Here is an 11,972-nt window from a genome sequence, read left to right as displayed (position 1 = left end):
CTAGCGGGTTTGTTCGGGGAAAAAGGTGATCGCGGATAATAAACCTGAGGCAACAGGTTGAGCCTGCTGCAAAAAAACAGGGCCCCGCAGGGCCCTGTCTGTGCTGACGACCGACTTACAGCTCGATCACGTCGAATTGCACGTCCGGATTCACGTCCGCATCGTAGTCCACCTCGTCCAGGCCGAAACCGAACAGGCGCAGGAACTCCTGCTTGTAGCCGGTGTAGTCGGTCAGTTCACTGAGGTTCTCGGTGGTGATGGAGGGCCAGAGATCACGGCAGGTCTGCTGCACGTCTTCACGCAGTTCCCAGTCATCCATGCGGATGCGGGCCTGCTCGTCCAGCGCCATGTCGGCGCCGTACAGGCGGGTGCGCATCATGCGGTCCACCTGCTCCATGCAACCCTCGTGGATGCCCTTCTCCTTCATGATCTTGAAGGCCATGGAGATGTAGAGCGGCATCACGGGAATGGCAGAGGAGGCCTGGGTCACCACGGATTTGAGCACGGCCACGTGGGCGGTCCCCCCCTTGGCGGCCAGATCGCCACGGATGGCGGTGGCGGCGCGGTCCAGATCTTCCTTGGCGCGCCCCAGGGTACCATGCCAGTAGATGGGCCAGGTCAGGTCGGTACCGATGTAGGAGTAGGCCACGGACTTGGCGCCGTCAGCCAGCACACCCGCATCGCGCAGAGCAGCCATCCACAGTTCCCAGTCCTGACCGCCCATGACGGTGATGGTGCTCTGGATCTCTTCCTCATTCGCCGGCTCGACGGTGGCGGTGATGATCTGATCCTTGTTGGTGTCGATGGCGGTGGAGGTGTAGACCTCGCCGATGGGTTTGAGGGCTGAGCGCACCACTTCGCCGGTGTCCGGCAGCTTGCGCACCGGAGAGGCCAGGGAATAAACCACCAGATCGATTTGACCCAGATCCTGCTTGATGAGCTCGATCACCTTGGCACGGCACTCGTGGGAGAAGGCATCGCCATTGATGCTCTTGGCGTAGAGGCCGGCCTCTTTGGCGGCCTTGTCGAAGGCGGCGGAGTTGTACCAGCCGGCGGAGCCCGTCTTGGTCTCGGAGCTCGGCTTTTCGAAGAAGACACCGATGGTGGCAGCTCCGCTGCCGAAGGCTGCGGCAATGCGGGAGGCCAGACCATAGCCGGTGGACGCGCCGATCACCAGCACCTTCTTGGGGCCATTCTCGATGGCGCCCTTGGCTTGGGTGTAAGCGATCTGGCGACGAACATTGGCTTCACAACCGACCGGGTGGGTGGTGGTGCAGATAAAGCCGCGAACCTTGGGTTTGATGATCATGTGTTGTCTCTTATCCGTTTGATGGATGAAATCGGGGCATAAGATACCTCATTGCGGCCCGTTATGGTGCTCTGATGTGTTGAACTGCGGGGAAACAGGCAGGGATCCGTCCCTTTGTGCCGCCATGGCACACCCATTGCACAGGAGATCTCCCCGCCATGGACCAGAGAGAGGCAACGTGAGGACCGGAATGTCACACCCGGAACGAGGCCGTTGTCTGACCTTGCGCCATGTACTAGTGTGCAAGGAAGAGGATTCAAGGAGGAGTCTATGTCACGCATGCTGGTCATCTCTCTCGCCTGCCTGGGGCTTGCCACCGTCCCCGTTGTCCAGGCGGCTGTCTATCAATGCGCCCGCGATGGGCAGATCACCTTCAGCGACATCCCCTGCAGCAGCGACGCCAAACCCATGGCACTCAATGTCTATACCCCCTCCCCCGAGGCGGTGGAGCAGGCGGCCAACCAGACCCGGGAGATAGAGCAGAGCCTGGCGAACGGCCAGAAACAACGCCAGGCCGAGGCGCTGCGCACCGAGATCGAGGCCAAAAAGCAGAAGATGAACAACGAGATGACCCAGATCACGGAGAACAAGGCAAGATCCCGCAATGTCTCGGCAGAGATGCAGTCGGTCACTACCCGATATCAGAAAGAGATTGAGTCCCTGAACCAGAAACTCTCTACCTTGCAGGCAAAATAAACACTCCCTGTTTCGGGACAGGAAATATACCGAAGCGGCAATGTCGTCACGGGTTCACACATGCCGCATATCCAAAAACTCACACCCTTGGCCGTTTATTTCTCACACCAGAGAGTCAGATAGCGGCTATTTCCAGATCCCCGCCTCCACCTATTTCACTGTGCCCATATAAGACTCATTGAATCCCCATGTAGGCCACATGGCGCGCCACTGGGTTCATATGAAGGCGATATATAGAATAGTCAGTGCCAAAAGAGGCGCCTTCATGCCAATATTCCCTGGGGCCAGGGCGGCCCAGGAGATAAATAACCCTTGTACGAGACCCCACAATTAAAAAGCCATTTATCAACATTGAAAAATAAAAAGTTAATTTGAGTTCGATGACGACTCATCAGGACGCAATGCTATTGTTAATTTACTCAGATTTGGTCGTTATCCCATTCAAGGGTCTCATGGAGGAGCACTGTCATGTTCTGGAATCAAAAAGCAAGCAAGGAAGCGAGTGAGCAAGCGGCAAGGGTGGTGGAGCTGGGGGCATTTGAACAGGCTATCCAGTTGCAGGTCCCCTTCGTCCAGTTCACCCCGGCGGGAGTGGTCACCTTCGCCAACGAGCTGTTTCTCAAGATCGTGGGATTTGAGCGTGACGAGGTGATTGGCAAGCATCACAGCACCCTCTGCTTCCCCGACGACGTCAATACCCGGGATTACGAGACCTTGTGGCAGGATCTGCGCCACGGCGTCTCCCGCAGCGGCCGCTTTATTCGCCAGTCGAAATCCGGCAAGGCCGTGTGGCTGGAGGCGACCTATTTCCCCATCGTGATCGACGGCAAGGTGGTGCGGATCGCCAAGGTCGCCTCCGACGTGACCCAGCAGCAATCCACTCTGGAGCGCACCCAGGCCCTGCTGGCAGCCCTGGACAAGTCCCTGGCGGTCATTGATTTCCAACCCGATGGCACCGTCATCACCGCCAACCAGAATTTCCTCAACTGCTTTGGCTACCGGCTGGAAGAGGTGGTCGGCAAGCATCATCGCCTCTTCTGTGACAGCGATTTCTACCAGAACAACCCCCATTTCTGGCAGGATCTTGGCTCGGGTGACATCAAATCAGGGCTTTTCATGCGTCTGGGTCACCGGGGGGAGAAGATCTGGCTGGAGGCCACCTACAACCCCATCTTCAACCACGAGGGCAAGGTGGTCAAAATCATCAAGCTGGCGAGCGACATCACCGAGCGGGTGGAGAAATCCATCTCCACCCGGGAAGCGGCCCAGAAGGCGTGTGCCATCGCCAGCGAAACCGTCGCGAGCGCCGCCAGGGGGCGGGAGGTCATCGACAGGGTGCTCGACACCTCCTCCCACATCAACACCTCGGTCAATGCGGTCAGCAAGCAGATAGAGCAGCTCAACCAGCAATCCAGGAGCATCGAATCCATCATCTCCACCATCAGCGGCATCGCGGATCAGACCAACCTGCTGGCCCTCAACGCGGCCATTGAGGCGGCCCGCGCCGGAGAACAGGGGAGGGGATTCGCGGTCGTGGCCGACGAGGTGAGGCAACTGGCGGCGCGCACTTCCAGCTCCACCAGCGAGATCGTCACCGTCATCAAGCACAACTCGGAGATCACCTCCCAGATCACCCAGACCGTCTCCGTCGTCTCCGACAAGGCGGTGGCAGGTCAGGAGCAGGCCACCATCATCGCCGACGTCATCAAGGAGATCATCGAGGACGCCAACTCGGTGTCGGACACCGTCAAGAGCCTCTCCATCTGAGCGACAGCTGCCAATGACAACGGGGGGCCCAGGCCCCCCGTTGTCATTGCTGTCCGCCCACCCGAAACCCGCTCAGCCATCCCCCAGGAGATAGTGTCTGGCTTCCTCGTCCGCCAGCGCGAGGGCGATGTCCCATAGCGCGGCGATGCAGAGCCCCTCCTCCCCCACAGCCTCCTCTTCCAGCGCCTCCAGGGCTCTGGCATCGGCCAGGGTAAAGGGGGGATGGCTCAACAGGCTTTTGGCAGCGGCCAGCAAGTGCATGTCGCTCATCGGTCGGCTCCTTCTTCGACAGCGTGTTTCCCTGCCCAGACTGTAGCCCAATGGCGGCGACTCATCCCCCGGTGGCGACTGCCTGCGCACGCTTCCTGCCGGACGGCAGTTGGCCAACCCCGATGCCGACCAGTACGGCGGCGCAGGCCACCCATTGCAGGGCCGTGAGCGTCTCTCCCAGCAGCAGATAGGCGAGCAGCAGGGTAAAGACCGGGATGAGGTTCACATAGGCCGCCGCCAGGGTCACCTTCACCTGGGTCACCGACCAGTTGTAGAGCAGGTAGGCACCCAGGGTCACGAAGGCACCGAGGAAGAGGATGACCCCCATGTCCTGCCAGGCCCAGCTCGCGGGCCAGGGCGCACTGAAGGCAAAGGGCGCAAAGAAGAGCGTGCCGACAAAGGCCTGCAACGCCGTCAGTGTCATCACGCCGTAGCGGCTGGAGAGCTTCTTGAATACCACAGAATAGGTGGCGGCGCAGAGCATGGCGCCCATCTCCATGCTGTTGCCGAGCAGGGCGTTGGGAGCGAACTCGTCGGCGCCCTCCCCCAACCCCAGCAGGGCGATGCCAACGATGGCGATGGCAAAGCCCAGCAGTTGGCGGCGACTCACCCGCTCTCCAAGCAGTACGAAGGCCACCAGGGCCACCATCAGGGGAAGCAGGGCACAGACCATGCCAGCCTGGCCGGCACTGGTGTAACGCAGGGCGTTGACTTCCAGAAGGAAGTAGAGGCAGGGCTCAAGCGCCCCCATCAGGGCCAACCAGCGCCAATCCCCCTTCTGGTAAGTGACGCGACCAAGCTGGCGGTAGCAGAGCAGCCAGCAACAGGACGCCACCCCCATCCGCATGAAGAGCACCTGACCGAAGGACCAGATTTCCAGCACATGTTTGAGGGCGATGAAGGAGCTGGACCAGAGTAGCATGGCCAGGGTCAGCGTCAGGACGGGTAAAGGGCGCACAATGCCTCCATGAATTGGGCATTCGAATAATAACCATACGGCCTTGCGGTTGTCTAAAGGCACCTAACATCAGATAATACGGCCGCCTTCATACCGGATAACCCATCTTCAATGACTGAGTACCTGCTTTTACTGGTCGGCACCGTGCTGATCAACAACTTCGTGCTGGTGAAGTTCCTCGGCCTTTGCCCCTTTATGGGTGTCTCCGGCAAGCTGGAAACCGCCATCGGCATGGGTCTGGCCACCACCTTCGTCATGACGCTGGCCAGCGCCTGCTCCTATCTGATGGAGCACTACATCCTGATCCCGCTGGAGATCGCCTACCTGCGCACCCTGGGCTTCATTCTGGTGATCGCCGTGGTGGTCCAGTTCACCGAGATGGTGATCCGCAAGAGCAGCCCGACCCTCTATCGCCTGCTCGGCATCTTCCTGCCGCTCATCACCACCAACTGTGCCGTGCTCGGCGTGGCGCTGCTCAGCATCAACGAGCGCCACAACTTCATCCAGAGCATCATCTACGGCTTCGGGGCCGCCGTCGGCTTCTCTCTGGTGCTGATCCTGTTTGCCGCCATGCGTGAGCGGCTGGTGGCCGCCGACGTGCCGGCACCGTTTCGTGGCGTCTCCATCGCCATGGTCACCGCTGGCCTGATGTCGCTGGCCTTCATGGGCTTTACCGGCCTCATCAAGATATAACGCTATGATTCACATACTCTTTGCCATTCTGGTGCTGGCCCTGCTTGCCCTGGCCTTCGGCATCATTCTCGGCTTTGCCGCCGTCAAGTTTCATGTGCAGGCCGATCCCATCGTCGATCAGCTTGATGCCCTGTTGCCCCAGACCCAGTGCGGCCAGTGCGGTTACCCGGGCTGCAAACCCTACGCCGAAGCCCTGGCCAATGGCGACAAGATCAACAAGTGCGTGCCCGGTGGCGACGCCACCATGCGCAAGATTGCCGACCTGATGGGGGTCGAGCCCCAGTCTCTGGACGGCGGTGAAGACGCGGCAATCCCCGTCAAGAAGGTGGCCTTCATTCACGAAGACATGTGCATCGGTTGCACCAAGTGCATCCAGGCCTGTCCGGTCGACGCCATCCTGGGTGCCACCAAGGCGATGCACACCGTCATCGCGGCCGAGTGCACCGGGTGCGACCTCTGCGTCGACCCCTGCCCGACCGACTGTATCGAAATGATCCCGGTGCCGACCACGGTCGACAACTGGAAATGGGATCTGGCCAAGGTCGCCATTCCGGTCAAGATAGTGGAATAAACAGCGGAGTAACCATGCAGCATCTGCTCGAACGCATCAAAGCCGGCACTCTGTGGGATTTTCACGGCGGCATCCATCCCCCCGAGAACAAGCACCAGTCCAGCCTGACCCCCGTCGTTGACGCGGGCCTTCCCCCCCAGCTCATCATTCCGGTGCGCCAGCACGCGGGTCCGGCCGGCGAACTGCTGGTGCGGGTGGGGGACAAGGTCAAGAAGGGGCAACCCCTCACCCGTTTTGACAAGGGGCGCATCGTGCCGGTGCACGCTTCCACCTCGGGCACCATCACCGCCATCGAGCAGCACACGGTGGCCCACCCCTCCGGTCTTGACGATCTCTGCATCCTCCTCACCCCGGACGGAGACGATGCCTGGGGCGAGCGCACACCCCAGCCTGACTACTGGAACCTGGAGCGGGGGGAGTTGCTCGAGCGCATCCAGCAGGCCGGCATCGCCGGGCTCGGCGGCGCCGTCTTCCCGACCCACAGCAAGCTCGACGGCCGTGGCCAGCTCACCGAGATCCTCATCGTCAACGGGCTGGAGTGCGAACCCTACATCACCACGGATGACAGGTTGATGCAGGAGTACGCCGACGAGATCATGGACGGCATCCGGGTACTCAAGCACCTGCTCAAGCCCAAGCTCACCCTGATCGGGGTGGAAGACAACAAACCGGCGGCCATCGAGGCCCTGACCCGCCATGCCAGCGACGCCGACGTGCTGGTCAAGTCGGTACCGACCAAGTACCCCTCCGGCGGCGCCAAACAGACCATAGAGCTGCTCACCGGACGCCAGGTGCCCAAGGGAGGCCGGGCGGTTGACATGGGCATCATGGTGCTCAACGTCGCCACCGTCTTTGCCATCAAGCGCGCCATCATCGATGGGGAGCCGCTCATCGAGCGCATCGTCACCCTCACCGGCGACGCCTTCAAGAAAACCGGCAATGCCTGGGTGCGTCTGGGCACGCCGGTACGCTGGCTGCTCCAGCGTTTCGAGCTGCAACCGGAGGCGGATCAGCGGGTCATCATGGGGGGCCCCATGATGGGCTTCACCCTGCCCCACGCCATGGTCCCCGTGGTCAAGGCCACCAACTGCCTGCTCTCCCCCACCCGCGCCGAGCTGCCGCCCCCCGGCCCGGAACAGGCCTGCATTCGTTGCAGTGCCTGCGCCGATGCCTGCCCCGCCACCCTGCTGCCCCAGGAGCTTTACTGGTACAGCCGGGTCAAGGAGTACGACAAGGCCGAGAAGCTCAACCTCTTTGACTGTATCGAGTGCGGCGCCTGTGCCTGGGTCTGCCCGAGCGAAATCCCCCTGGTGCAGTACTACAAGATCGCCAAGGATGACATCCGCGAGGCCCGTGCCGAGGCCGAGAAGGCCGAACGAGCCAAGCAGCGCTTCGAGGCCAAGCAGGCTCGCTTCGAGCGTGAGAAGGCGGCCCGCGAAGCCCGCCACGCCGAAGCCGCTGCCCAGCGTCGCCAGGCCATGACGACGGCCGGGGGCGAAGATCCGGTCGCCGCCGCCCTGGCCCGCATCAAGGCCAAACAGGAGACGGCCCAGGTGGCCGTGAGTGAACCCGCACCGGACAACGAGGCCATGATTGCCGCCCGTGAGGCGCGCAAGCAGGAGGCCATCGCCCGTCGTGCCGCCAAGGCCGCTAATGGCGAGGGCAATGGGCTTGCTGACACCCCGGCACCAGGGGAGCAACATTCCAAGGCAGAGCTGGATCCCAAGAAGGCCGCCATCGCCGCCGCCCTGGCACGGGCCAAGGCCAAGAAAGCCGCCCAGGCGCAAGGTGATGGGCCGGTGGTCGCGGATAAAACATCTGTGAACACAACCGATAACGCCGTTGAGGCCCCGGCCGCCGCATCCGGGCCCGCCGCCGAGGTGGACCCCAAGAAGGCGGCCATTGCCGCCGCCATCGCCCGGGCCAAGGCCAAGAAAGCCGCCCAGGCGCAAGGTGATGGGCCGGTGGTCGCGGATAAGACATCCGTGAACACAACCGATAACGCCGTTGAGGCCCCTGCCGCCGCATCCGAGCCCGCCGCCGAGGTGGATCCCAAGAAGGCGGCCATTGCCGCCGCCATCGCCCGGGCCAAGGCCAAGAAAGCCGCCCAGGCGCAAGGTGACGGGCCTGTGGTCGCGGGTGAGACATCCGTGAACACAAGCGATACCGCCACCGCCGAGGCCCCTGCCGCCGCATCCGGGCCCGCCGCCGAGGTGGACCCCAAGAAGGCGGCCATTGCCGCCGCCATCGCACGGGCCAAGGCCAAAAAAGCCGCCCAGGCGCAAGGTGATGGGCCTGTGGTCGCGGATAAGACATCCGTGAACACAACCGATAACGCCGTTGAGGCCCTGGCCGCCGCATCCGAGCCCGCCGCCGAGGTGGACCCCAAGAAGGCGGCCATCGCCGCCGCCATCGCCCGGGCCAAAGCCAAGAAGCTGGCGGCCGAGGCTGCCTCCTCCCCTTCGACCGACAAGAGCCACTGACCCATGTTCAATATCGCGAGTGCGCCCTTTGCCCACAACCGCAAACAGACCCAGACCCTGATGGTGCTGGTGATCCTGGCCTGCCTGCCCGGCTTCCTGGCGCAGACCTGGTTCTTCGGCTGGGGGACCCTGATCCAGATCCTGCTGGCGCTGGTCACGGCCCTGGGTTCGGAGGCCCTGGTCCTTCGCCTGCGCGGCCGCCCCGTCAAACCGGCCCTGCTGGATGGCAGCGCGGCGCTCACCGCCGTGCTCATCGGTCTCTCCCTGCCCCCCCTGCTGCCCTGGTGGATGCTGGTGCTGGGCACGGCGTTCGCCATCATCATCGCCAAGCACCTCTATGGCGGGCTCGGTCAGAACCTGTTCAATCCTGCCATGGTGGCCTATGTGCTGCTGCTGGTCTCCTTCCCGGTCCAGATGACCAGCTGGCTGTCCCCTTCAAGCATCGCCGCCTACGACATCGGCTTCGCCGATGCGGCCTCGGTGATCTTCACCGGCTTCAGTCTCGACGGCTACAGCATGCTGCAGCTCAAGCAGGGGGTGGATGGCCTGACCATGGCCACGCCGCTGGATACCTTAAAGACCGGGCTGACCCAGGGGCTGACCGCCACCGAAGTGATGACCCACAAGGTCTTCGAGGGCTGGGGTGGTATCGGCTGGAGCTGGGTCAACCTCGGCTACCTGCTGGGAGGCCTCTTCCTGCTCCAGCAGAAAGTGATCAACTGGCGCATTCCGACTGCCGTGCTGGGCGCATTGCTGCTCGCTGCTACCCTGGGCTATCTGGCCACCCCGGATGCCACTGCCACCCCCATGCTGCACCTGTTCAGCGGTGCCACCATGCTCGGGGCCTTCTTCATCGCCACCGATCCGGTGAGTGCCAGCACCACCGCAAAGGGGCGCCTCGTCTACGGTGTGCTCATCGGCGTGCTGGTCTATGTCATCCGCCGTTTTGGCGGCTATCCGGATGCCTTCGCCTTCGCCGTGTTGCTGGCCAACCTGTGCGTTCCCCTGATTGACAGTCTGACCCGCCCCAAGGTCTATGGAGCCCGTCGCAAATGAACCCACATCTGAATTGCCGCAGACGCGAGACAGGGAGCCTCCCATGTTGAAAAGCATGCGCAAGAATGGCCTGACCCTGGCCCTCTTTGCCCTCGGCTGCACCGCCATGGTGGTGCTGACCAACGAACTGACCCGGGATCGCATCGCCCACCAGCAAGAGCTGGAGAAGCTGCGCACCCTGCAGGCCCTGCTGCCCGAGGGGAGTTATGACAATGATCTGGTGGCCAGTTGCAAGCTGGTCAGCAGCCGGGAATACCTGGGCAGCGATGAGCCCATGCCCCTCTATACCGCCACCCTCAAGGGGGTGCATACCGGCTACGCGCTGGAAACCGTGGCCCCCGATGGTTACAGTGGAGCCATTCGCATGGTGGTCGGCACCGATGCAAAGGGGGCCGTCAGCGCGGTCAGGGTGCTGGCCCACAAGGAAACCCCGGGGCTTGGTGACAAGATAGAGCTGAAGAAATCCAGCTGGATCGACAGCTTCACCGGCAAGTCCCTCACGGCCGACAACGACGCCACCTGGGCGGTGAAGAAGGATGGCGGCGAATTCGACGCCTTCACCGGAGCCACCATCACCCCGCGGGCCGTGGTCAAGGCGGTGAAAAATTTGCTGAGGCTGCAACAGGAGCACCCCGAACTGCTGCACGATGCCCCCTCCTGCCATACCAACCCCTAACGCCGGAGCACACGCAATGGAACAAGTCGACGTGATTGACACGGCCAGCCAACCCGCCGGGGAAAGTGGCCGCCGCGAAGAGCTCAAGGAGCTGATGCTACAGGGACTGTGGAAGAACAACCCCTCCCTGGTGCAGGTGCTGGGTCTGTGCCCCACCCTGGCGGTCTCCTCCACCTTCACCAACGCGCTGGGGCTCGGCCTTGCCACCATGGCGGTGCTGGTCAGCTCCAACCTCGCCATCTCGCTGGTGCGCAACTGGGTGCCCAAGGATATCCGCATCCCGGTCTACGTGATGATCATCGCGGCCCTGGTGACCAGCGTGCAGTTGCTGATGAACGCCTACACCTACGGCCTCTATCAGGCGCTCGGCATCTTCATCGCCCTCATCGTCACCAACTGCGTCATCATCGGCCGGGCCGAGGCGTATGCCTCCAAGAACCCGCCGCTGCTGGCGGCCCTCGATGGCTTCATGATGGGGCTGGGCTTTACTCTGGTGCTGCTGGTGCTGGGTGGGCTGCGCGAGATCATTGGCATGGGCACCCTGTTTGACGGTGCCGAGCTGCTGCTGGGTGACTGGGCCAAGTCATTGCGCGTCGAGCTGTTCCACGCCGACGCCAGCCTGCTGCTGGCGATCCTGCCCCCCGGCGGCTTCATCGGCCTCGGTTTGATGATCGCCGGCAAAAACGCCATCAACGACTGGATGGGCCGCAAGCAGAGTGCCGAGAAGGCCCACTGCACCGTGCCGGCGGCGGGCGCCCGCACTACCCAGCTCTGAGACAAGAGAGAGCCATGAACAACCAGAAACGCAGGCTGATCCTGGAGCGGTTGCGCGATGACAACCCCCATCCCACCACAGAGCTCAACTTCACCACGCCCTTCGAGCTGCTCATCGCCGTGCTGCTTTCGGCCCAGGCCACCGATGTCAGCGTCAACAAGGCCACCGACAAGCTCTATCCGGTGGCCAACACCCCCCAGGCCATGCTGGATCTGGGGGTGGACGGGGTCAAGGAGTACATCAAGACCATTGGCCTCTTCAACACCAAGGCCGAGAACGTCATCAAGACCTGCGCCATTCTGCTGGAGCGCCACGGCGGCGAGGTGCCGGAGAATCGCGAGGCCCTCGAGGCCCTGCCCGGCGTCGGCCGCAAGACGGCCAACGTGGTGCTCAACACCGCCTTCGGCTGGCCCACCATCGCCGTCGACACCCATATCTTCCGGGTCTCCAACCGCACCGGCTTTGCCGTGGGCAAGAACGTCGATCAGGTGGAGGAGAAGCTGCTCAAGGTGGTCCCCGCCGAGTTCAAGCTGGACGTGCACCACTGGCTCATCCTGCACGGGCGCTACACCTGTCTCGCCCGCAAGCCCCGCTGCGGCTCCTGCATCATCGAAGATTTGTGCGAATACAAAGAGAAGGTCTATCCCGAGAGTTGATCTGCAGGCCTCTGCGGATCCGGTCTCGGGCCATGGATTCAAGGCAGTACCAATCCACCAAC

12 protein-coding genes and 1 pseudogene are annotated in these 11,972 nt (G+C 62.5%); 10 read left to right on the top strand and 3 right to left on the bottom strand.

Translation table 11 applies throughout. From position 1 onward, the window contains the following. Nucleotides 1-115: 115 nt before the first annotated feature. A complete protein-coding gene (gene fabV / locus ACVDHI_RS04305) occupies nucleotides 116-1,309 on the bottom strand; it encodes an enoyl-ACP reductase FabV (RefSeq protein WP_010674026.1) in 1,194 nt (397 codons plus the stop codon). Between the two features lie 270 nt (nucleotides 1,310-1,579). Here fabV and ACVDHI_RS04300 point away from each other — a divergent pair, with 270 nt between their 5' ends. The 3 genes and pseudogenes from ACVDHI_RS04300 to ACVDHI_RS04290 all read left to right on the top strand — a co-directional run bounded on the left by ACVDHI_RS04300 (nucleotide 1,580) and on the right by ACVDHI_RS04290 (nucleotide 3,772). Then, nucleotides 1,580-2,005: a DUF4124 domain-containing protein gene (locus ACVDHI_RS04300; RefSeq protein ID WP_039038680.1), complete on the top strand. Its 426-nt coding sequence runs from the start codon at nucleotides 1,580-1,582 to the stop codon at nucleotides 2,003-2,005. Nucleotides 2,006-2,473: 468 nt separating this feature from the next. Beyond that, nucleotides 2,474-3,232 (top strand): annotated as a pseudogene (locus tag ACVDHI_RS04295) (PAS domain-containing protein); the annotation flags it as partial. 6 nt (nucleotides 3,233-3,238) lie between these two features. Continuing rightward, nucleotides 3,239-3,772 carry a methyl-accepting chemotaxis protein gene (locus tag ACVDHI_RS04290; RefSeq protein ID WP_257978395.1) on the top strand — a complete coding sequence of 178 codons (534 nt, stop codon included), beginning with the start codon at nucleotides 3,239-3,241 and terminating at the stop codon, nucleotides 3,770-3,772. Nucleotides 3,773-3,844: 72 nt separating this feature from the next. On the opposite strand, the gene ACVDHI_RS04285 is transcribed toward ACVDHI_RS04290, so the two are convergent. Together ACVDHI_RS04285 and ACVDHI_RS04280 are read right to left on the bottom strand one after the other, a co-directional pair. After that, nucleotides 3,845-4,042, bottom strand: a complete 198-nt coding sequence (locus tag ACVDHI_RS04285) for a hypothetical protein (RefSeq protein WP_039038678.1) — start codon at nucleotides 4,040-4,042, stop codon at nucleotides 3,845-3,847. Between the two features lie 61 nt (nucleotides 4,043-4,103). Next, complete coding sequence (locus ACVDHI_RS04280; RefSeq protein WP_447211733.1) at nucleotides 4,104-5,000, bottom strand: DMT family transporter; 897 nt, start codon at nucleotides 4,998-5,000, stop codon at nucleotides 4,104-4,106. Between the two features lie 111 nt (nucleotides 5,001-5,111). Between ACVDHI_RS04280 and rsxA the strand changes: the two genes are divergently transcribed. The 7 genes from rsxA to nth are packed head-to-tail and all read left to right on the top strand — an operon-like array spanning nucleotide 5,112 to nucleotide 11,910. After that, nucleotides 5,112-5,693 carry an electron transport complex subunit RsxA gene (gene rsxA, locus ACVDHI_RS04275; protein WP_039038677.1) on the top strand — a complete coding sequence of 194 codons (582 nt, stop codon included), beginning with the start codon at nucleotides 5,112-5,114 and terminating at the stop codon, nucleotides 5,691-5,693. A gap of 4 nt (nucleotides 5,694-5,697) precedes the next feature. Beyond that, on the top strand, nucleotides 5,698-6,264 hold the full coding sequence (rsxB, locus tag ACVDHI_RS04270; protein ID WP_042017194.1) for an electron transport complex subunit RsxB: 567 nt from the start codon (nucleotides 5,698-5,700) through the stop codon (nucleotides 6,262-6,264). A 14-nt stretch (nucleotides 6,265-6,278) separates the two neighbouring features. Then, on the top strand, nucleotides 6,279-8,747 hold the full coding sequence (gene rsxC / locus ACVDHI_RS04265) for an electron transport complex subunit RsxC (protein WP_447211732.1): 2,469 nt from the start codon (nucleotides 6,279-6,281) through the stop codon (nucleotides 8,745-8,747). A gap of 3 nt (nucleotides 8,748-8,750) precedes the next feature. Next, nucleotides 8,751-9,803 (top strand): electron transport complex subunit RsxD, encoded by a 1,053-nt coding sequence (gene rsxD, locus ACVDHI_RS04260; protein ID WP_447211731.1) that lies wholly within the window; start codon nucleotides 8,751-8,753, stop codon nucleotides 9,801-9,803. A 43-nt stretch (nucleotides 9,804-9,846) separates the two neighbouring features. Beyond that, nucleotides 9,847-10,479, top strand: coding sequence for an electron transport complex subunit RsxG (rsxG, locus tag ACVDHI_RS04255; protein ID WP_041212825.1), 633 nt, complete (start codon nucleotides 9,847-9,849; stop codon nucleotides 10,477-10,479). Between the two features lie 16 nt (nucleotides 10,480-10,495). Beyond that, nucleotides 10,496-11,254, top strand: a complete 759-nt coding sequence (locus ACVDHI_RS04250; protein WP_103259886.1) for an electron transport complex subunit E — start codon at nucleotides 10,496-10,498, stop codon at nucleotides 11,252-11,254. A gap of 14 nt (nucleotides 11,255-11,268) precedes the next feature. After that, complete coding sequence (gene nth / locus ACVDHI_RS04245; RefSeq protein ID WP_005302279.1) at nucleotides 11,269-11,910, top strand: endonuclease III; 642 nt, start codon at nucleotides 11,269-11,271, stop codon at nucleotides 11,908-11,910. Nucleotides 11,911-11,972: the final 62 nt, after the last annotated feature.

The sequence above is a fragment of the Aeromonas sp. 25-248 genome (assembly GCF_053005425.1).
The sequence above is the reverse complement of the archived record's forward strand: the minus strand, read 5'-3'. Positions and strand labels throughout refer to the sequence as shown.